Source organism: Paenibacillus agaridevorans (assembly GCF_003112455.1).
Classification (GTDB): Bacteria; Bacillota; Bacilli; order Paenibacillales; family Paenibacillaceae; genus Pristimantibacillus; species Pristimantibacillus agaridevorans.
This window is the reverse complement of sequence record NZ_BDQX01000403.1, coordinates 14,306-36,603: the sequence shown is the minus strand read 5'-3', so window position 1 is coordinate 36,603 and position 22,298 is coordinate 14,306. Positions and strand designations below refer to the sequence as shown.

The following is a 22,298-nucleotide window of genomic DNA, read 5'->3' as shown; positions in this document are numbered from 1 at the left end:
CCCGCCGATCCAGGTGGTGGGTATCGTTAACGCCAAAGCCAAAGATCCGGAAGCCGTGATGAAGTATATCGATTTCCTGTCGGATAAAGCGAGCATGACCAAGCTGGCTTATGGAGATGAAGGAACCGATCATACACTGTCGGAGGCTGGTTATCCCGCGCTGAAGCAGACGGATAATCCGAAGTTCTCCTGGACAAACGACGTTAATTTATTGTATTCGCCGGCATTCTTCGGGAGCGTGCCTGCTTATATCAATTCTTTGAACCGCGACAACAAGGTAGAAAAGGTTTGGCTTGAGCTTTACGGGCAAGCGGTGGAAAATTACTTGAGTCCGGATCGTCCATACCCGGGATTTACTTTCGGCGAGTTCAGGCCAGTGCTGCCCAAAGAGTTGCAAACGATCTCCTCTACCGTAAACGGGCAGATCGATAATATTCTTAAGAAAGCGATTGTCAGTGGCGATTCCTACACAGCGGATCAGGCGATCGCCGATGCGCAAAACGTATGGAAACAGGTCGGGGGAGAGCAAATCGACGATTGGTGGAGCGATTGGTATAATGCAAATAAAGAAACGGCCTATTTAACCAAAGATTTATATACGAAGTAAAATCACATAACATTCAAAAAAAGGGCGGGGGGATAAAGAATGAAGCGGAATAACTGGTTTTATCGGTTGTTGTTCTCTTATCTCCCGATCCTGCTCTTTGTCGTTTCGGGTTTGATTATCACTTGTTTCCTGTTCATTGTAAAGCTGTCGGAGGAAGAAGCGGGACGGGCCAACGCGATGTTCGTGCAGACCGTGATGCAATCCGTGGACCAGTCGCTGCAGACGATCGATAGCGTCATTATGCAAGGGATTCAGACGGATGAGTTGTTCTCCGCTTTCTTTAACGAAAAGGGGTCGGCGAACACGTATTTCCTGAATTACGAAATGGGTCAAAAATTGAGAGGATGGATGGATTCCAATCCGTGGATTTCATCGATCTATGTTGTTCGATGGTCCGATCGTTTGCTGCTAGCCCAAGACGGCTTGGCCAATTTGGATGGATTTCTGGATGAAGCGTTCATTAAAGAGGCTCAGAACTCCATGAACCCCCTAAATTGGATCGGCAGACAAGATCCGTTCAAGCCGCATGATCCGTCGCAAAAGGTGGTTACTCTCGTACGCAAGGTGCCCTTGGAGCACGGCAGCAAAGGGGTGGTCGTCGTCAATATTCGACCTCGGGCGATTGCCCGTTCCATCGAAGAAAAGACGGCTTTAACGTTAGGTTTTATCGCGATTAACGGGCAAGGGGACATGCTGCTCGATACGAGCAACAGATCGAAAGAAAACGCCGAGCGCAATCATTTGCAGCTGGCTAGCGTCACATCGCCCTATACAGGATGGATATATGAAAGCGGAATCAAGCAAGGCAGCATAATCAGCTACGCTTCTGCCTTTTCGTACTTATGGATCATTTTGGGATCGTTGGTCACGATAGTGGGCGTGATTTGGGTGGTGTATGCGACGCGCAGAAATTACAAGCCGATCGAATCGATTATAACCCGCATTCGGATGAATGCTCCGGTCAAAAAAGACGAATTTGCCGATGTCCGGCATATGGACGAATTCGGGTTTATCGAATCCATGTTCGGAAATATGGCGGAGGAGCTTGGCAAGTTCCGGGAGCAATCGGTAAAGGACGATATTATCAAGCGCAAGCATGTATTTCAAAAAATCATGAGCGAGGACGTCACCGGGGAGGTCGAACAATTGCTTTCGGAATTGAAGGACGGAGATTTATTGATCCAGTCCAAACAGTTCCAATTTTCGATCGCCGAGATCGACCGTTTCCACCAGTTCGACCAACAATACACGGCGTCTGATCAGTATTTGTTAAGATACGCTGTAACCAAAGCGATTCAGGAAATTGCGGAGTATTATCCATTCGGCATTTATTGCGAATGGATGTCGCCAACAAGGCTGATCCTCTTGTTTAGCCTTGGCGAATCCGATTCGTGCAACATGTCCGAGACGGCGAACGGATTTTGGCGGGAAGTAATCGATTGGATGGAACGATTTATGACGTTCAGCATAACCGTCGGCATAGGCCGCGAAGTGTTTTATATTCGCGATTTAAACAGGTCCTACCGGGATGCGGATGAGATTTTGCGTTATAAATGGCTGCTTGAAGACCGTAAAGTGATTTCGCGCGAAGATGTCGAGGGGAAAACGGGGAAGGTTTATTACGAATACCAGCATCTGGTCCATGCTCTCGCCGACTCGTTTAGAGTGGGCGACGGGAAGTGGGAGACCCTTTTCGAGCGGCTGTTCAGCGAAGTGAAAGGAGCCATATTAACCTCGGAAGATATGGTGAACTTACTGAATTACCTGCTCTTTGAGCTGGATAGGGAACTATCTTACCTGGATATGGGGCCTATAGAATCTTTAAAAGAAAACAGCTTGTCCCATATACGGGAAGAGATTTACATCATCGAGTCCGTTACGGCTACCCAGGAAAATTTAAAAAGCATTCTCATGACCTTGTTCAACGACATTCAGGCTTTGCGGGAAAATCATAGCAACCACGAAATGATTCAAGACATTAAAAGTTATATCGAAATCAATTATCATGACTCCAACCTGTCTTTGACCTCGATCAGCGAGAAATTCGGCTTGAGCGGAAATTATTTAAGCCGACTGTTCAAGGAGGAGTTCGGGGAAAGCTTCGTCAGTTATTTGATTCATTTTCGGATGGAGAAGGCCAAACAATATTTGAAGGCGACCACGGAGCCCATTCAACAAATTGCCAATCTGGTCGGGTACACCCATTCGGTCTCCTTTAACCGCGTATTTAAGAAGCTGGCAGGCAAGACGCCCGGGGAATACCGGAGCATGAACGAGAAATAACGATTACAGTAATGGCTAATTATGAGGGAGCGGGATTATTATGAATCTGGAAAGTATAGATAAAAATTGGGTGATCGAGAAGATCGCATTCGCTAAATTACATGGGGAGCGTGCTCGCAGCGCCGGGGCGAACGCCAGACTAGGCGTTCACGGCAAGGCCTGCGAGGTTAGCATTGTCCGGATCACGATTGACGGTCAGACGGCATACGGCGCCTCTCGCATCACGACGGAGCAGGCGAAAACGTTTATCGGAAAACCTGTTCGCGACTTATTCGACGATAGCGGAAAAATACGCGAGCCCTATCGCATTTGTCTCGAATATCCGTTATTGGATTGGCTCGGACGCAGATGGAACAAGCCGGTGTATGAACTATATAACGGAGCGCGAAGTCAAGCTCCAAGCGGGCTGGCCGTTCCATGTTATGATACTTCTCTTTATTTTGACGATTTGCATCTGACCCATGACAAGGATGCGGTAGCGCTCATTCAGGAAGAAGCCAGACAAGGGTACGCAAAGGGACATCGTCATTTTAAAATAAAAGTAGGACGAGGCGGGATGCATATGCCGCTGATGGATGGAACCAGACGGGACATTGCGATTGTGGAGGGCGTAAGAGAAGTCGCCGGCCCGGAGGGCAAGCTGATGATCGATGCCAACAACGCGTATAATCTTAACCTGACCAAAGAAGTTCTGACCGCCTTATCGGATGTTGGCTTGTATTGGATCGAAGAAGCTTTTCACGAAGATGATGCATTGTACGGGGATTTGAAGTCGTGGCTCAAGGAACGGAATCAGAACGTGCTGATCGCGGACGGAGAAGGGTATGCCTCCCCTCGTTTGATTGACTGGGCAATTCAGGGCAAAGTCGATGTGCTGCAATACGATATTATACATCCGGGCTTTACTCATTGGCTGGAACTTGGCGCGAAACTGGATGAGCACGCTTTGTTGACCGCGCCTCACTGTTACGGCAACGCCTACGGCATCTATGCAACGGGCCATCTTTCTGCGGGCATCAAAGGTTTTCAGTTCGTGGAATGGGACGATATTGCGATCGAAGGGATGGACGACAGCGCCTATTCCGTGCAAGACGGAATGTTTTTTGTTCCGCCCAAAGCGGGATTCGGGCTGGACTTTGACGATGATCGGTTTACCTATCAAGTTTTTCGTGGCGGCTGGGTGATCGACTAGTTGCGCAAACGCGGTGTGCCGCGAGGGATTAATAATAAATAAGACGTACGCCGGGGAGAAGGGGCGGTCCAGAAAGTCGGTGAAAACTGATTTCTGCACCGCTCCTTTTTCGTAGTATGTCAAAAACACAAAGAAATCGTCTCTTAAGCGCCGGATCAAGCCAATACGTTTAATTGCTCGCTGCTTATCTCGCCGCGCATCTTCCCTTGTTTGAGAAACCGCTCAATGTCATTCACGATAAAAGCTCCCAGCCGATACAGGCCATTATTGACGGCCCCTGCAATATGCGGCAATAAAACAACGTTGGGAAGCTCGCGGAAAGGATGGTCCTCCACAGGAGGCTCCGGGTCGGTTACGTCCAGGCAAGCGAACAGCCTGCCTTTGCGCAGTTCCCCTACCAGAGCGCTCTCATCGATGATCGAACCCCTTGCTGTATTGATGAGAATGCAATTATCTTTTAGTTTCGCCAGCGTGTCCCGATTGAACATATGATGGGTTGCCGGCAGGGAAGGGGCGTGGATGGAAATGGCGTCCGATTCGGCCAGCAGTTGATCCAGCTCGACCTTGGCCGCTCCCAATTTCACCGCTTCTTCATGGGTAATGATCGGATCATACAGCAACACCCGCACTTCGAAGTTTTGCAGCAGTTGGATATAGTGACTGCCGGCTTTCCCTGCGCCGACCACCCCAATGGTGACATTAAACAGTTCCTTGACGCGCCCTCTGTCGCCCCAAGCTCCGTTTCTTGTATGTTGGGAAAGCCGCCACATATCTTTTAAGGAAGCGATTGTCACCCCGAGGGCTGTCTCGGCCACGCCTTTGCCAAGCGCTTCCGTTGCATTGGAAACCCGGATTCCTCGTTCCCAGATAGCGGGTGTGACAATGGGCTTTACAGTTCCTGCGGCATGCAGCACAGCTTTCAGATCAGGGGCATATGCCAGCACTTCTTCTGTAAGCGGCCGACTGCCCCAGGAGGTGATGGCAATATCGGCGCCGGCAATTTGCTGTTTTGTTTGTTCTATTGTCAGCTGAGCATCGAATTCATTGAGCATCACTTCTCCAATTGCTCGCAATTGTTCAATCTGCTCAGCATTAAAAACTCTGTCCAACGTTGCTCTGTCTTGAAGAAAAGCGATTTTTGTCATTTTATTGTCCCTCCGGGCATCTTAATGGTTGGTAATATAAGACAGGAATTGCTCGAGTATGGCCTGACACTTGAAATTCCAAACTGGTGTACATAAAATCGTTTTTAAATAAAAATTTGATAACTGGTGTACATTTGATGTAGAACTATTGTCATATATCTTAAAGAAGAATTTATTATTTTGTCAACAAGTGATTTTAGTACATCAATCTGATGTATGTCGTAATTTTTTTCGGGAATCAGCATCTTTCAAAAAACGAATAACTGCTTTAAATGTTTGGTAGAATAGTGTTTAGCGACAATATATAGAGAGAGGGGCTGTTACGTATGGACCAACCTGAAAAGCCGAGTCGAAGATCGTTTGAGGCCCGACTTCTTGGCATGGTAGATCGCCTGCGCTCCGATATTTATGAGGGTCGCATGGCGCCAGGGCAGTATCTGCCTTCGGAAAAGGTGCTGGCTGAAGAATACCAGTTAAGCAATAAGTCGGTTCGCAAAGGGCTTGATTTGCTTGTTAAGGAGCAGCTTATTGTCAAAATCGATCGTGTCGGCAGTCAAGTGCTTGAATGCATACCCGGCAGCCGATCGACCATTACGTTTGGCATTACATCGTCTATTGAACGGGATTTTGGCTTGTCGGCTTTGTTGGATGATTTTCATTCCTTGTATCCGGACAAGCGTGTAAAGACGGTGCTCATGAAAAATGTGCCGGATCATACGGACAATATGAAGGGGTATTTGGAGCAAGAGAAAATAGATGTATTTACGCTAAATAATATGGATTTTCAAAATCTTGCAGATTACGGTCAGCTTCATTTGCTTGAACCCTTGCAAGCAGACGGCGATTTGTATCGTTTTACGGAAGAAGCATTTGATTATGATCAGACGTTGTATGCGAAGCCGGTAGTATTTTCGCCTATTGTGCTCGCCTATAATCGAAAACATTTTCGAAAGGCCCGTTTGCCTGAGCCGGACAGTAGTTGGACATGGGATGATTGTTTGTTTTATGCAGCCCAACTGACCGATGGGAAAGATCAATTCGGGTTATATTTTTATTTGTTGTCCGATAACAGATGGCCTGTTTTTATTGTGCAGAGCGGAATGAAGTTCGAGCCGGACGAAGGGAATTCTCTGGAGCTTGCAGGAACGCGCCTGATGGAATGTATTCGCTTGTGCAAACGAATTGCAACGGATTCTCAGGTGTATCCGGGCTATTTGCTGGAGAGCAGCCGTGATGTGACGGAACTGTTCTTGCAGGAGAAAATTTCAATGATTATGACAACCTACATGGCGATGAATGATTTCAAAGAGACAGACCTGGAATTCGATGTATCTCCTTTGCCTTATCAGTATGAGCCGCGAACGTTGTTGACGGTGATAGGGGCCGCGCTCTATAAAAATTCGAAGAACAAGGAATCGGCCCGGTTGCTAATGAATTATTTGACTTCCGAACGGGCTCAGACAATGATTCATGAGCGGACGCTGAGTTTGATAGCCAGAAGATCGATAGCGGAATTGCAGCTTGAACCGCGGCAAGGTATCAATCGACCCTCTCGATTCGCCTTGTTCCGCGAAATCATGTCATCCTATCGACTGCATCGTGAAATGAATTTATCGAGCACAGCCTTTAACGGACTTCGGCAATTGCTTAAAAAATACTGGTGGGGACTTATGGATGATGAAGCGTTATGCATTCAGGTAAATGAGATGTTTTCGCGTTTCGGCGCTAACGATGATGTGTCCAAGCCATAATACTGCAACATTCGCAGATATAGAGGCGGCGGCCTTCATCCCCAGCTTGAATGGTTCAAGCGGTGGTGAAGGCTTTTTGGTTTGCAAATATTTGAATAAACTTAATATTAGTGCAGTTAAAAGAAATATCGTCTCATTTTCGCAACTCCGCGCAGGTCTTACAATTAAGGCATCAGAGGAGGTTATACGTATGAGTGCACCAAATATCGTTCAAACAAAGCCCGGCGACTCATCCAAGACAGATTTTGCTGGTCTGCTTAGATTTATCGTTCGAAATCGCGCTTTGTATATCATGCTGATTCCAGGCATGTTGTATTTTCTGGTCTTCAAATACTTTCCGCTGGCAGGAAGCGTGATCGCATTTCAGGACTACAACATTTTTAAAGGTTTTTTGGATAGCGAATGGGTAGGATTCAAATGGTTTGAGCAATTTTTTTCTTACCCTAATCTTCTACGCTTGCTTAAAAATACGGTTATTATCAGCTTCTATCAAATTATATTTACATTCCCGGCTCCGATCCTTCTGGCGATTCTTCTTAACGAGTTGCGAATGCAGAGTTTCAAACGAGTGGTGCAAACGATCGTCTACTTGCCTCACTTCCTTTCCTGGACCATCGTATTCGGTTTTGTATATACGCTTTTGTCCGTACAAACAGGCTTCGTCAACCATGCTATTGAAGCATTGGGCGGATCATCGGTTAATTTCCTGCAAAAAGCCGAATATTTTCGCACCATCATCATTTCAAGCGGCATTTGGAAAGAAATGGGTTGGAGTGCCATTGTCTTTCTGGCCGCTATATCCGGTATTAGCCCGTCTTTGTACGAAGCGGCAAAAATGGACGGCGCCAGCCGCTTCAAGCAATTCCTGCATATTACATTGCCAGGCATGACGCCAGCTATTATGATCTTGCTGCTTCTCAAAATCGGTCATATTCTGGATCTTGGTTTTGAACAAATTTATTTGTTCTTAAATCCAATGACTTTAAGTACAGGGGACATCCTGGATACTTATGCATACCGAATCGGTATTCTTGGCGGTAAATATAGCTTGACGACGGCTATCGGCTTGTTTAAATCCGTTGTTGGTCTACTGATGCTCGTCATCGCGAACCGGGCTAGTAAAGCTACAACCGGCGAAGGACTCTATTAGGAGAGCTCTACAAGGAGATGACAATATGAAAATCAAACAATCATTTGGTGAAAAACTATTCGACATTTTTAATATAACATTGCTGCTTTTGACTTGTGCTGTCATCCTGGTTCCGCTATTGCATGTGCTGGCCGGATCGCTTAGTGAAACGAATGCGCTAATCCATGCGAAAGTAACGCTGTGGCCAGTTGGCCTCAATTTTGATAACTACATTCTTGTTTTTCAGAATACGACTTTCTGGCGCTCCTTTTTTGTAACTGTATTTATAACCTTAACAGGCACGACAATTAACATGCTGCTTACGATCTTTACGGGGTACCCATTGTCAAAAACTTTTTTAAGAGGCCGCAAGCCGTTCTTGCTGTTCATTATTTTCACAATGATCTTTACCGCGCCGATGATTCCTTCCTATTTGCTCGTTAAAGAGCTGGGATTGTTGAACTCCGTTTGGGCCTTGATTGTTCCGGGAGCTTTGGCAGCGTTTAACCTGATTCTTTGCATTACTTTTTTCCGCGGTTTGCCGGAGGAGCTATTCGAAGCCGCCCGTGTTGACGGGATGAACGAATATCGTGTTGTTGCCCAGATTGCCTTTCCGTTATCGATGCCAATCGTTGTCACATTGGCTTTATTCTACGCGGTATCGCATTGGAACAACTACTACTCCGCCTTATTGTATATTACCGATCCGGATATTCGTCCGCTTCAGTTGTATTTATACAATTTGCTCGCCCAATTCGAAACCAGCGACACTTTATCGCAGATGAACAGCATGGTGACGTACGATATTTCGCCGCAAGGTTTGCAGAACGCAACCATTATCGTGGCTACGATTCCGATTGTCATCATCTATCCGTTCATTCAAAGGCATTTTATTAAAGGCGCGATGATCGGATCGTTGAAGGAGTAATCACTTCCTTTGTTGTCAATCCATTGACATATATAATTAAAAAAACAGGGAGGAAAAACATCAATGAAGACAAACAGAAAATGGGTCAGCATGCTTGTGATTGCTGCCATGCTAACGGTAGTTGGCTGCTCCAGCGGCAACAACGGCAACTCCGGAACCAACGGAGACCCAGCGCCATCGCCCGCCAACGCGCCATCCGCCGATAACGGGGGCAGCACGGAGGAGCAAAGCAAGGATTTATCGTTTACGATGTATGTGCCTGACCAGGCCAAAGCAGTTCCAAGCGGCAACTTGCTGGAGGACCCGACAATCGCTTATATGGCCAAAGCGTCCGGCATTACACCAAACATAACTTTCCTGGCAAATGCCAACTATGTAGACCAATTAAAGCTGAAATTTGCCGCATCTGAATTCCCGGATGTATATATGGGCTTCGGATTAACGCAAGGCGACGGCGCTTTGGATAACGACCTGATCCTGCCGCTTAACGAACTCATTGAACAATATGGTCCTAATCTTAAACAGGTTATCCCGCAATATGCGTGGGATGCCGTGACCATTAATGGTCAGATCATGGCTATTCCGGAGCCGAGCAATACGCCATCTTCTCGACTGTTCTTCATGCGTAAAGACTGGATGGAACAGCTGGGAATTACGGAGTATCCTAAAACGTCTGACGAATTCCTTGATCTGCTTCGCGCTATCCGTGACGGCGATCCTAACCAAAACGGCGAAAAAGATGAAATTCCTTTTACGATGCGCGAAAAGTTCTCCTGGACAGGCGATAACATCTGGGGGATGTGGGGAATTTCTCCTTATGAAGGTATCGAGCTTGACGGCGAGGTTGTTCCGGGCTTCCTTCATCCCAACATGAAACAAGGTTTGGCATTTATGCAAACGATGTATAAAGAAGGTCTGCTGGATTCCGAGTTTTTGCTTAATTCTGCTGCAATCACAAACCAGAAAATCGCTTCCGGGAAGGCCGGAACTTGGGGTGCCGGTCCAAGCAGCGCGTTTTTCTTTCAAAAACTGGTTTCCGATGCCTCTCCCGGCGTTAATGCGGACGTAGCGGTATTCCCAACTCCACGCGGTACAGGTTATGATGGTCCTATCGGTGCGGTTAACTTTAAAGTAAATAAATCTTATCTGGTGATGAAATCCGCCAAAGATCCGGTTGCTGTAGTCAAATTCTTCGACTGGCTGTTCAGCGAGGAAGGTCAAATCTTCTCCGAGCTTGGAGTGGAAGGCATCAACTATGCGGAAGAAGGCGGCAATTACTTCTATAGACAAACCTCCGAGGCGGAAGCCAAAACAGAATGGCGTACTGTGCTGAAAATGCATGCGCACAATGAAAAAGCGTTTGCCGCCAAATATTCCGGCCCGGAATATGAGAAAATGTTGAATGCCATCGAGATTTCCAACCAGGAAGGTCTGGAAAGCTTGACGATGGGCATGCCGGCCGTCGGTCAAAATCTGTTTAATCTTTATTATGAATTCCATGAGCCTGCTGCGCGCATTATTGTGGAAGGCGCGGATGTAGATCAGGTCTGGGATGAATTTGTGAAGGACTGGCGCGCTCAAGGCGGGCAAGAGCTGATCGACGAAATGACCAAGTGGGTTAAAGAAAACAAACAATAATACGATCTTGGCAGACATACAGGAGCTAAAGCATGAATAATCTTCTCCAGTTGATTGGGAGCAAAATGAAATGGAAGCTGATGCTGGTCATTTCAGCCTTAATGTTGGTTGTTGTAGTGTTTGCGGGACTCATTGTGTACTCGAAAACATCGGCGATTATTAAAAGCGATGTCGAACGCCTCAGCAATCAAGTATTGAAGCAGGCGAATCTTAACTTGGAAAGATACTTCAACTATTATTCGGAAGGTTTCATGCTGATGTCCATCTCTGCCGAAATAGAAAGCTGGTTATCCATCCGGAAGGATGATAAAATTCGCTCTTTTATTCTGTTCCAGAAAATTAGAGACAATTATATCACGCCGTATATGTATCAATATCCGGAAGTGATGTCAGTCACCTTGTACAACTCCAACGGCAATGAAATCAATTATTCGACGAAATATGGCTTTGCGCTGAACTACAGCTTTGTCGATTCGGGTCTGGAGTCCTTTATGGCCCAAGATAATGTGGCCGATGTGCGGTGGTCCAACGATTATTATTTCGAAGGAAAAGCGATTGAGTTGCCTGTCATCACCTTGATGCGGAAGATCAGATATGGAGAAGATTCCGGCTATATCAAAATTGATATTCACTTGCATTCCGCGCTGCAACTGGTAAACGAGCTTGAGATCGGCGATAACGGTTACGGTTTTATTATGAATTCCGAAGGCAAAATCATTGCCCATCCCGATGAGGCCGTTATATCCGAATATTTGGACGAGCCTTATCTGGAGACGGTGCGCGATCAATCAAGCGGCAGTTTTTTCAGAAAAGAAACGAATGAAATTATTTTGTTTGGTTCCATTAACTATTTTGATTGGAAAACCGTTATCGTTGTTCCTTACAGTGAATTTGCCAGCAGTGTTTATTTTATTCGCGAGTTTATGATCTGGATTGCCGTAGCCGGGTTGCTGCTGTCGGTATTGAGCGCAGTGGCTATATCCTCGTCCTTTACCAAGCGGATTGCAAAGCTGCGCAAAATGATTAAAGACACCTCTCGAGGCCGTATTAATGTTGCAAACGATATTGGCGGAACGGACGAGGTGGCGGAGCTCGGCAATGCTTATCATGCCATGCTTGAAGATTTGAATACAACCGTCAATGAATTGGCGGACTCCAAGGTTGCGGGACAGAAGGCGGTCATGTCAGCCTTGCAGTCGCAGATCGACTCCCACTTCTTATACAATACGCTGGAGCTGATTAATTCATTGGCTTCGCTGGAAGGTCAAACCCGGATTGAACAAACGACGATCGCTTTGGCCGAAATGCTGCGGTACACCTCGGATTATAAAAGCAATGTTGTACCGATCGAGCATGAGCTGGGACATCTGAATAACTATCTGGACATTATGAAGATGCGGATGGGCGAGCAATTGGAATATGACTTGCATGTTGATGCGGATGTGCTGCAAAGCGTTTGTCTGAAAGCGATCCTGCAGCCAGTGGTCGAAAACTGTATGAAACATGCGATTCCGCAGCTTGATCAATCTCTGCAAATTCAAATTAAAGTGTTGGGCCAAGAAGTGGACGGTCATTCTTATATTGAGATGGTCGTAAGAGACAACGGCAAAGGTTTCGCCGCGGACAAGCTGAGCTGGATTAATGAGCAATTGAAGCAGATCGCGCTGTCTCCCTTGCATCATTCCTTCAATAATATCGGATTGTTGAATATCCATTTCCGGCTGCAAATGTATTACCAGCACGATGCGTTGGCCGGGATAGCGATCCGAAATGCGGAGCAGACCGGCGGAGCGGAAATCATTATCAAAATGCCTAAAGTCCAGGCTGTACCGGAGGTAAATGCCAATGCTGTATAGCGTAATCATTGTTGACGATGAACATCTGATCCGTTCCAGTCTCGTGAAAAAAGTCAATGAATTGGGCTCTATATTAGTGGCAGGTACAGCGGAAAATGGAATCAAATGCTTGCGTTGGCTGGAGGAGTGGCATGCCGATATTTGCATTACAGATGTCCGAATGCCCCATATGGACGGATTGGAGCTGCTGAAACAGTTAAATGACAAATATCCATGGATGGCTTCCATCGTCATATCCAGTTACGAGGAATTTACGTATGTAAGGTCCAGCATGCAATTGAACGCCATTGATTATGTTCTGAAGCCGATCGACCGCAACGTGCTGCGGGAAGCGATAAACCATGCCTTGTCCAAGCTTGCGGAGAAGCGAAGACTCGCTGCGATGTCCATCGTGATCAAGAAGCTTCCTTACCATGAGCAGCAGATCGGGCAATGGATCGAGATGGTCCAGACGCTGCAAGTCGAACAAATGTATATGACGGTTATGGATACGCTGCTGATGTTCGAGCAATGGATCGGCACCGATTATTATTTGCTTGGAGATATCGCGATTGTATGGATTGAGCTTATATTGGAGCGTATTACAAAGGAAAAAAGCGAGTTTGCGCTCCCGCAGCTTTCTTTGGCCGGTCTGGGCGACCAACCGATTCAAGCCGACCAGCGAAGATTTATTTTTCGCTTGATAGCGGTCGGTTATTTGGAGAATGGGGCCGGGCAAATATTTGAAGTCATGCGTACAATGAAGTCGCAGCAGCTCCATCCCAGCGTAGAGAAGGCCAAGCTTTATTTGCAAGAGCATTATGCGGAAAAGATCAGCCTGCAGGAAGTGGCGGATGCGGTAGCGATGAGCAAAACCTATTTTGCGAATTTGTTCAAGCAAGAGACAGGCACTACGATATGGAATCAGTTGGTGGAAATCCGGATGAAGCATGCCAGGGATTTGTTGCTTAACAGCTCATTAAGAAGCTATGAAATCGCTTATAAAGTCGGATATGAAAACAGTATTTATTTTTCCAGGCTGTTTAAGGAACAATATGGCCTGAATCCTGCGGAATATAAAAAAAGATTCCAAGAATAATCGTTTTTTAAAAACCCATTAAATTGAAAGCGGTTTCAAGATGAATATCTACTAAAAATCGGGAGGTTAAAAAATGAAACGATTGATGAAAAAGAAAATTTTTTCACAGGTACTGGCGCTTTTCCTGATCGTTGCGATTTGCGTGCCAAGCAGTCTGGTTTCTGCACAGGAACAAGGGTTTGAAAGCAATCAGCTCAATACCTTTACGATGACGGAGCCTGAAGGGCTGGGCTATCCGCTTGCCACCTCCGGTTCTACAGAGTTTATCAACAGCGCCTACGGGGTGGAGGAGGAGGACGGGAAACAGGTCAATGTTCTGTATACCTCGGCTTCGGGGGACAGCACGGTAGGTTCGGAAGCACCGGCCAAGTTTGTGGTATACGATTTGGACAACAGGAAGATATTGCGGGATTTCCCGCTGCCGGGCGCCAAGGTGATATGGACCCATGGAACAGATTCTCAAGGAAATGTTTATATCGCCACCCAATCCTATGCCAACGTGTTCCGCTATAGCCCGGTAACCAAAGAATTGGAGAGCCTGGGATCGATCCGGGCATCGGACGGCACCTTGCAAACGGCCATCTATCATGTCAGCTTCGACAGTGAAGATAATGCTTACTTCGGGACTTATCCCAGCGCTCTTGTAGTGAAATATGACGTCCAGCAGAACCAATTCGAGATCATCAAAGAAAATCTGTTTGGCGGAAAATATGTTAAAGCTCATGTGATTGCCGATGATGGCTATATGTATTTATTCGGGAGTACGGAGACAGAAGCCAGGTTTGCCAGGCTGGATCTTGACAGCGGCGCAATTACAGAGCTTCCGGAATTTTCGTATACCGGACCGTTTCGCAATCATGATGGGATCAAAAACGTAACCAATGAAAAAATCGCCTTTGATAAAGTTCAAGGATTGACATTGAGAGGTAACTATCTTTTTGCCTTTGTCGAAGCATCCACGCCTACCAAGCTTGCGATGCTGGTCATCTTCGATATCGCAAATAACAGATGGCTGACAGAGCCGGAGAACGTGATTCGCAATAACGGCACCCATGTTCCCCCGGCATTGGACAATAAAGTTTATGTGTGGGATCGCGGATATTTGAAATTGAAATATTTTGATCTGACAACAGGTGCGTACACGGAGGTTGCCGGCTTTAAGGATGGCGATGTGAATCCCGGAATGAGGGGTTCCACATTTATAGAGTTTGACGATCAGGAGGAGCTGCCCGGTCAAACCCTGGTCACGGTTCAGAAAAATGGCGTCGTAACCTACAACAGCTTTGGGCATCCTGATGGCAGCGGCGGATTTACCGGGGGGCGCAAATTTGTTTGGGCCAATGGGAACACGTATGGGTATGAGAATATAACGGTAGAAGCCGGTCTTCAGCCAAAGGTGATTCGGGCTTTGGAGACGGGACCGGCAGGGACGGACACCATTATCATTGGCGCTTATATGGGGCCTGTATTGGGAATTTTGAATCATCAGACGGATGAGATCAAATATATCCCGATGGAGCAGGTCGAGGGAATGGGAGAGGCACATGGCAAATATTATGCAAGCGTCTACCCCAAGGCAGAAATTTTTACGGTAGATTTTAACGCGGCGGATTTCAGTCAATCCACCAAAACTTTCGTTACCAAGCTTAGCGACGACGGACTTGAGCAGGATCGTCCCTTTGAGCTGATAGAAGCGGGAGATTATGTAGCTATTTCCAGCGTTCCGGATTATGGGGTTCTGAACGGCGCCTTGACCCTGCTCCCCAAAGCGGACAATACGCAAAAAGAAGTATACAAAGGCATCATTCCGAATCAAAGCATTATCGGACTTGCTTATAAGGATGGAAAGATTTATGGTTCAACCTCGGTTTGGGGCGGTCTGGGGATTGACCCTGTCGATGTGAACGCAAAGCTGTTTATTTTTGATCTGGCAACAAAGACGGTTACGAAGGTGGTCGAGCCCGATCTGGACAATGTGTCTACGCCCGTGATGCATATCGGAGGTCTTTCCATTGGTCCCAATGGCGATTTGTGGGCCATATCGAACGGCATTATTTTTGAAGTAGATCCGGACACGCTGGAAGTCATCAGAGAATTCAAAACGAGGGATACTTCGTGGTCTGCCAATAATCCTTGGTATCTGCCTTATCAGATTAGCTGGCTTTCCGATACGCTGATGGTGACCAATCCCGGCGAGGTGCTTAGCGTCATCGACACGCAAACCGGCGAAATGCGCAAATTGACCAATAAACAAGCACACTTGATGGCTGTCAGCGAAGACAAACAAAGTATTTATTTCTCCAGCGATCATCAGTACAAGCTTTATAAGATGGATATCAGCTTTGAAGCCAACTCTGCTCCGGGAGAAATCACGTTGTCTGCAGCCGATCAGACGGTGAGGAAGGGCGCTGAATTTACAGTTCCTGTGAAGATAGAGAAGGCTCGCGGATTCGTTGGACTGGAAGGCGTGTTGAACTATGATGCCGGTCTGATCGAGCTTGAGAGCTTTGATTTTACGGAGTTTGGCGAAAATGGAGCAACGAATGACGATACAGCCGGCAAGATCAGCTTTGCCGGGGTGTCCGGTGACAGGATCGATACGGACGAACCTGTCATCGTGGCGAACGTGAAGTTCCGGGCGAAAGCGGATATCTCTGCCGACGAAACCACAACCATTTCGTTCTCGAGCGTCCGGGGCGTTATAGAAGGCGCATTGGGAGAAGCCCAGTACGCTTCCGTGCTGACGAAGAATGCCGTTATTACGATAACAAGCCGCGTGCCAGGCGATGTGAACGGCGACAATGTCATCGATTTGCTGGACGCGAGAGCGATCTTGAAGCTCATCGTAAGCGGCGAAGGCTTGACGGGGTCCGATGCGGCCGACGTGAACGGCGACGGTGCGGTTGACACGAGCGACGTGCTTGCCCTGTTGCAGATCATTGCGGATAGGCTGGCCTCTTCTACCTAAGCACAGGATGAGCGACATATTCGTCTCGTGAGGCTCGCGAACTTCGTGGGTCTCGCGAGACGAATGGTCGGGAAAGGAAGGCGGGGATGAAGATCAAACGTACATGGCAAATGATAATAGGCATGCTCATTCTTTCACTCATGGCGCAAGCATTGCCTCTAGCCTCGGCTGCGCCAGCCAGTCCTGAATTGGAAGTGAAATCCGCGCAAGCCTACGCGGGTCAGAGCGCGATCGTGGATATTGTCATTAATCGCCCCAAAGGACTGAAAACGTTCGAGTTCCAGCTGAATTACGATCGTTCGGCGCTCGAGCTATCCGATGCGAATGTAACGAAAGGCCAAGACGTATCCGGATGGCTGTACCAGTACAAGGCGGAGCCCGGCAAAGGAACGGTAAGGGTGGCCGCTGTCCATATGGACGGTTTTGCGTCCGACAACCAGGCACACATTATGCGTTTAACCTTTAAGGCAATAGGAAGCATGGGTGTAAAGACTTTTAATGTTACGCAGCTGAAGGCGTTTGAGAGCGTGGATGGCGAATCGAATATAACGAGCAAAATCGGGAGCTTTACGATTATGGGCGGTTCCCCGCCGATACGAACAGGCACCCCTGTCGAACCAGGCAAAGCGGATTGGTCTGCGGAGGTGAGCATCAATAACGGGGCTTCGCAGCTAGTCTCCATTGATAATAGCCAAGCGGCGAGCGTCACGATCAAGGTCGAGACTTCGCGTAACGTGGGCAGCATCCGGGTAGGCTTGCAGAACGATCTGGTTGATCGAATCCTAGACAGCGGCAAATCGCTTGTCATTCAATCGCCGATCGGCGAACTGGTGCTGGATGCCCGAACGGTCAGTCCGTTCGCGGGCCAAAACATCGTCATTACGCTCGAGCAAGCCGAAGGATCGGCCCGGCAAACGTTCATGACGCTTAAAGTCGAGGCGGATGGGCAAGCCATTGCAAATTTCGATGGCAAAGTGAAGGTTATCCTGCCTTATAGCAATGAAATATCGGAATCTGACGAAAACCTCGTTGTCTACCGCAAGGACGGCAATCGAACAGCGATCATTCCTCAAGCGGTTGCGGTAAACGGAAAAGTCACGTTCGTGACGAGGAACGCGTCCACATTTGAAATCGGCTATAACAGTAAGCCGTTTAATGATGTGGCGGAGCACTGGTCCGAGCGGAATATCGCGTTCGTGGCGACGAAGGAGCTGTTCTTGGGCATTTCCGCCGAGATGTTCGGGCCGGATCGTACGATGTCAAGGGGCATGCTGGCGACGGTGCTCGGTCGAATGATCGGCGTTGAAGCAACGGCATTGGCATCGGCATCGAACTTCACGGATGTGGAAGCCGGCAGCTATTATGCGCCTTACATTGCTTACGCCAGCGAGAATGGCATCGTTAATGGAGTCGGCGGGGGCAGGTTCGCTCCGGATCGTGAGGTTACGCGGGAAGAGATGGCGAATATGATCATGGGTTTCATGAAGCATATCCAGCTTGCGCCGCCGGAATCGATCGCGAAGCGGAAATTCGAGGATGAGGGAGCGATCGCCGGTTGGGCTGTTGCTGACATTCAGCATCTGCAAGCGGCAGGGATCCTGGACGGAAAACCCGGCAATCGGTTCGATCCCAAAGGGTTGGTAACGAGAGCGGAAGCGGCTAAAGTGATTCGGGTCTTATTGGAGATTTCCGTTCGTTAACTTTATGTACCTACTTTTGGGACGGCCCCTTCGTATGATCCGTCTGGGAGCCTGTATCGATATATTGGCACAGCCACCGTCGCGTGGCTGCTGCCGATTATGGTATGATACTTATGGTTTCCATCGTTTCATACTAAATATAAAGTAGGTTTGCTTATGCATCTATTATCGGTTGAACATATAACAAAAAGCTATGGCGAGAAGCTGCTGTTCGAGGATGTCACGTTCGGGGTTGAGGACGGAGACAAAATCGGCATTATCGGCGTCAACGGCACGGGCAAGTCAACGTTTCTGAAGGTCATCGCAGGGCTGGAGCAGCCGGATTCCGGAACCGTATCGGTGGGGAATCGGGTTGTCATCCGCATGTTGTCGCAGGACCCCGTGTTCGCGGCTGGCGAGACGGCTCTGGAGCATGTGCTGGGCGGGGACTCCCCGCAACTGCGGGCGGTTCAAGCTTATGCGGCGGCTATGGAAGCTATCGGGCTAAATGCGGGCAGCGAGAAGCTGCAGCAGGAGCTGATTGCGGCGAACGCGAAAATGGACGAACTGGACGCGTGGGGACTCGAGAACGAAGCGAAGACGGCCCTCTCCAAGCTGGGGATCTACGATCATGGCGCCAAGGTAGAGACGATGTCGGGCGGCCAGCGCAAGCGGGTAGCCATGGCGGCGGCGATGCTGCTGCCATCCGACGTGCTGATTCTGGACGAGCCGACAAACCATATCGATAATGAGTCGGTCGCCTGGCTGGAGGGGATGCTGCAGAAACGGCGCGGCGCGCTGCTCATGATTACGCATGACCGCTACTTCCTTGATCGGGTCAGCAACCGCGTGATCGAGCTGGACCGCGGACAAGCCCATTTCTACCAGGCGAACTATAGTCGCTTTCTGGAGCTCAAGCTGGAGCGCGAGGAACGGGAGGCCGCATCGGAAGCGAAGCGCCAGAACTTATTGCGCAATGAGCTGGCGTGGATTCGGCGGGGAGCAAAGGCCCGGACAACGAAGCAGAAGGCGCGGATCGACCGGTTCGAGGCGCTTAAGGCGGCGGGGCCCAAGGGAGCGGACGGCAAGCTGGAGCTGTCGGTGGCTTCATCGAGGCTGGGCAAGAAGATCGTCGAAGCCGAGGATGTAGGCAAAAGCTACGGAGATCGCCAGCTTTTCGCCGGGTTCAGCTATATCTCGGTGCCGGAGGATCGTGTCGGCATCGTCGGACGCAACGGCAGCGGCAAGTCGACGCTTCTTCGCATTTTGGCCGGGAAGATTGAGCCGGACGAAGGAACGGTGGAGCGCGGCTTGACCGTAAAGCTGGGCTGGTTTTCGCAGGAACGCGAGGAGATGGACGAAAGCCTTCGCGTTATCGAATATATTCGCGAGGACGCCGAGCAGGTGAAGACGGCGGATGGCACGACGATCTCCGCCGGTCAGATGCTGGAGCGGTTCCTGTTCCCTCCGGCGTTGCAATGGTCGCCGATTTCGAAGCTGTCGGGAGGCGAGAAGCGGCGTTTGCAGCTGCTGCGCGTGCTGATGAACGCGCCGAACGTGCTTCTGCTCGACGAGCCGACGAATGATCTCGATATCGCAACGTTGACCGTGCTGGAGGATTATCTCGACGACTTCCCTGGCGTCGTGTTTGTCGTCTCCCATGACCGCTACTTCCTCGACCGTACGGTGGATCGCATTATCGCCTTCGAAGAAGGCGGCGTCATTACGCAGCATACCGGCAATTATTCGGAATACCGGGAATATGCGGAAAAGCGCTCCGCTGCGGGAGCGGGAGGCGGCAGCCCAGCGGTGTCCGGCGGCGGAGGGAATAGTAGCAAGCCGGGCGGATTCGCTGGCGGAGCAGGCCCAGGCGCGAATGCAGGCAAGGCGAGCGGCTCCGCAAGCGGAGCTTCTTCTGCACAAGGCGGTGCCGCCGCGAGCGGTTCGTCCGGTCGTGAACGCGCGCTCAAGATGTCGTACAAGGATCAGAAGGATTACGAGGCGATCGACGGATGGATCGCCGAAGCCGAGGAGGAGCTCTCCGCCGTAGCCGAAGAAATGGAAGCGGCCAGCAGCGATTCGGTGCGGCTGCAAGAGCTTGCCGCCAAGCAGCAGCAGCTGGAAGAAAAGCTGGAATCGCTTATGGAGCGGTGGACGGAGCTTAATCTGCTCGCGGAAGAGATTGCTGCGCAGAAGAAGGGCTGATCCAATCCATGACGCGCTCGGCTTATCGAAAAACAAATTCTTATTGGCGATAAAACTTCCTTATGCTTACGAAGCGGCTTTGCTTTGCAAAGCTGAAGGTCGCTCATCACCGAAGTACTTCGATAAAAGTTTTTCTCATTAAAGGAGGCTTTTCGCATGGGGTCGCATTCCGTCGAAACCAAAGAAATCAAAAACATCTATTGCATCGGCCGCAACTACCGGCTGCATGCGCTGGAGTTGGGCAACGAGGTGCCGGAGTCCCCGATGGTGTTTACGAAACCCAGCCACGCGGTAGCCGCGATGGATGGAAGCACGGTAGAGCTGCCGGGCGGCGTTGGCGAGGTGCATTTCGAGCTGGAGATCGTGTTGCGCGTCGGAGAAGGGTACAAGCCAGGCGCTCCGACTGACGAAATGTTTGATGTCATGACGCTGGGACTCGACTTGACGCTTCGCGACGTGCAGTCGAAGCTTAAGGCAAAGGGGCATCCTTGGCTGGCGGCCAAAGGGTTCAAGGCTTCGGCCCCGCTGGGCGATTGGATTCCGTACCCGGGCGAGGCAGCTCTTGCAGAGACGGAGTTCACCCTGCAGCGCGGAGAAGAAGTCGCTCAACGCGGCTGTGCGAAGGACATGCTGTTTGACGTGACTGCGCTTGTCCGCCATATCGAGGCGAACTATGGCCTTGGCCCAGGCGATCTAATCTTCACGGGCACGCCCGCGGGCGTAGCCGCCCTTCGGGACGGCGAAACGCTCCAGGCGTTCTGGGGTGAGCAGAAGCTGGGCGCTTGCAGGGTGGCATTAAAGAATTAAACTCCGTTGCCGAGCAATGGGAACAGGAAACGCCGTTGCGAAAACAAATGAAAGAAGCTCGCCAAAACTCAGCACCTTTAACGGGAGCGAGCGTGGCGAGCTTTTTTCCACATGCGAACGTATAAGTTTTCGGTCCAAGCGGAATCGTACTGGCCGTGTATCAACGTCCGGCTCCGCGTTTCTTTCTCAGAAGCAACCCAATCGCGATACTTGCCGCTATTACCGCAACGACGCCGGCAAGCAGGGGCCATGGAAGCTTGACGTCAATATCCTTCGCCGAATCGGCAATGGGCTGATCGAGATCTTTGTTCGGCGGCATTCCTTGCCCTAATAGATCAAGATCCCCTTGAGATTGCGAGAGCGCCTTCGTACGAGTGCATATCCCCGTGCCCGGTTCGTCCCTGTTCCCATCGGGGCCGGAAGCGTAGGCATAAACGAGATAGGACATGCCTTTCTGGAAAAAGAAGCCGCAATCACCGCCGCCGCTGCCGGTCCACACCGTAATACGCGAGCCGGCTTCACCCTTGTACACGGTCTCCGTCTCGAACTGGATATTTTTAATGGAAAAGCCTTGTTTGCTTTTGGCTTCCGTTACATCAGCAACTTTTCCGGCAAATACGATTTGTGCCCCTTCGGCGGCATCCGTAATAGGCTTCGGCTCCGCGCAACTGCATGCAAACGTTGTTTGAGGCAGGTATGCCATCGCAATGCCGGTCAGCAAAGCTGCCAGCAGAATGAGTTTGCCTATTGTTTTCAAAGGAATCCTCCTGTTCGTCTTATTAAAAATATAGGAAAGGATTTCGCCATACTTTCTCTATATTTCTCGGAATGAAACGCGCCGCGCCGCCAAACGATGGCGTAGCCGTTTCACCTTGCCTTATGCATTAAGAACGTACCAGAAAAGCGAAGTGTTGCAACCGGATGCAAGATCAATCGACATCGGAGTGAATTTGTGGAATAATCGTCTACATTATATTCGAGTTCAAAAAGTTCGGTTATCAGTACCAAGAAGATTGGATGTAGCTAGAACCT

Annotated in this window: 15 protein-coding genes and 2 pseudogenes; 15 read left to right on the top strand and 2 right to left on the bottom strand. The window is 49.3% G+C overall.

The features are described 5' to 3' along the window. The 3 genes from PAT3040_RS31570 to PAT3040_RS31560 all read left to right on the top strand — a co-directional run. Window positions 1-607: type 2 periplasmic-binding domain-containing protein (locus tag PAT3040_RS31570; protein WP_507763383.1), on the top strand; the 607-nt coding region annotated here is incomplete at its 5' end. A gap of 39 nt (window positions 608-646) precedes the next feature. After that, a complete protein-coding gene (locus tag PAT3040_RS31565; protein ID WP_108995803.1) occupies window positions 647-2,890 on the top strand; it encodes a helix-turn-helix domain-containing protein in 2,244 nt (747 codons plus the stop codon). Window positions 2,891-2,930: 40 nt separating this feature from the next. After that, the gene (locus PAT3040_RS31560; RefSeq protein ID WP_108995802.1) at window positions 2,931-4,082 is read left to right on the top strand and encodes an enolase C-terminal domain-like protein; all 1,152 of its coding nucleotides are present in this window, start codon (window positions 2,931-2,933) and stop codon (window positions 4,080-4,082) included. Window positions 4,083-4,237: 155 nt separating this feature from the next. On the opposite strand, the gene PAT3040_RS31555 is transcribed toward PAT3040_RS31560, so the two are convergent. Continuing rightward, window positions 4,238-5,227 (bottom strand): hydroxyacid dehydrogenase, encoded by a 990-nt coding sequence (locus PAT3040_RS31555; protein WP_108995801.1) that lies wholly within the window; start codon window positions 5,225-5,227, stop codon window positions 4,238-4,240. A gap of 326 nt (window positions 5,228-5,553) precedes the next feature. Between PAT3040_RS31555 and PAT3040_RS31550 the strand changes: the two genes are divergently transcribed. The 12 genes and pseudogenes from PAT3040_RS31550 (at window position 5,554) to PAT3040_RS31505 (ending at window position 21,266) form a co-directional block, all read left to right on the top strand. Beyond that, on the top strand, window positions 5,554-6,978 hold the full coding sequence (locus PAT3040_RS31550; protein ID WP_108995800.1) for an extracellular solute-binding protein: 1,425 nt from the start codon (window positions 5,554-5,556) through the stop codon (window positions 6,976-6,978). Further along, window positions 6,959-8,128, top strand: a complete 1,170-nt coding sequence (locus PAT3040_RS31545; protein WP_258235258.1) for an ABC transporter permease — start codon at window positions 6,959-6,961, stop codon at window positions 8,126-8,128. Before PAT3040_RS31550 ends, PAT3040_RS31545 begins: the two co-directional genes overlap by 20 nt. 25 nt (window positions 8,129-8,153) lie before the next feature. After that, a complete protein-coding gene (locus PAT3040_RS31540) occupies window positions 8,154-9,035 on the top strand; it encodes a carbohydrate ABC transporter permease (RefSeq protein ID WP_108995799.1) in 882 nt (293 codons plus the stop codon). A 63-nt stretch (window positions 9,036-9,098) separates the two neighbouring features. Beyond that, the gene (locus tag PAT3040_RS31535) at window positions 9,099-10,673 is read left to right on the top strand and encodes an extracellular solute-binding protein (RefSeq protein WP_108995798.1); all 1,575 of its coding nucleotides are present in this window, start codon (window positions 9,099-9,101) and stop codon (window positions 10,671-10,673) included. Between the two features lie 32 nt (window positions 10,674-10,705). Continuing rightward, window positions 10,706-12,529 carry a sensor histidine kinase gene (locus tag PAT3040_RS31530; protein WP_108995797.1) on the top strand — a complete coding sequence of 608 codons (1,824 nt, stop codon included), beginning with the start codon at window positions 10,706-10,708 and terminating at the stop codon, window positions 12,527-12,529. Next, window positions 12,519-13,607 (top strand): response regulator, encoded by a 1,089-nt coding sequence (locus tag PAT3040_RS31525; protein WP_181376958.1) that lies wholly within the window; start codon window positions 12,519-12,521, stop codon window positions 13,605-13,607. The genes PAT3040_RS31530 and PAT3040_RS31525 overlap by 11 nt, the downstream gene beginning before the upstream one ends. 73 nt (window positions 13,608-13,680) lie before the next feature. Continuing rightward, complete coding sequence (locus PAT3040_RS31520) at window positions 13,681-16,575, top strand: dockerin type I domain-containing protein (protein ID WP_108995795.1); 2,895 nt, start codon at window positions 13,681-13,683, stop codon at window positions 16,573-16,575. Window positions 16,576-16,661: 86 nt separating this feature from the next. Next, window positions 16,662-18,275 carry an S-layer homology domain-containing protein gene (locus PAT3040_RS31515; protein ID WP_108995794.1) on the top strand — a complete coding sequence of 538 codons (1,614 nt, stop codon included), beginning with the start codon at window positions 16,662-16,664 and terminating at the stop codon, window positions 18,273-18,275. 156 nt (window positions 18,276-18,431) lie between these two features. Continuing rightward, a pseudogene (locus PAT3040_RS40205) lies at window positions 18,432-19,313 on the top strand (ABC-F family ATP-binding cassette domain-containing protein); the annotation flags it as partial. Between the two features lie 150 nt (window positions 19,314-19,463). Further along, window positions 19,464-19,826, top strand: a pseudogene (locus PAT3040_RS40200) (ATP-binding cassette domain-containing protein); the annotation flags it as partial. Window positions 19,827-20,225: 399 nt separating this feature from the next. Then, window positions 20,226-20,459, top strand: a complete 234-nt coding sequence (locus PAT3040_RS40195; protein ID WP_373863989.1) for an ABC transporter C-terminal domain-containing protein — start codon at window positions 20,226-20,228, stop codon at window positions 20,457-20,459. Window positions 20,460-20,615: 156 nt separating this feature from the next. Next, complete coding sequence (locus PAT3040_RS31505; protein WP_108995792.1) at window positions 20,616-21,266, top strand: fumarylacetoacetate hydrolase family protein; 651 nt, start codon at window positions 20,616-20,618, stop codon at window positions 21,264-21,266. Window positions 21,267-21,426: 160 nt separating this feature from the next. Here the strand turns inward: PAT3040_RS31505 and PAT3040_RS31500 are convergent, their stop codons facing one another. Next, window positions 21,427-22,023, bottom strand: coding sequence for a hypothetical protein (locus tag PAT3040_RS31500; protein ID WP_108995791.1), 597 nt, complete (start codon window positions 22,021-22,023; stop codon window positions 21,427-21,429). Window positions 22,024-22,298 lie beyond the last annotated feature (275 nt).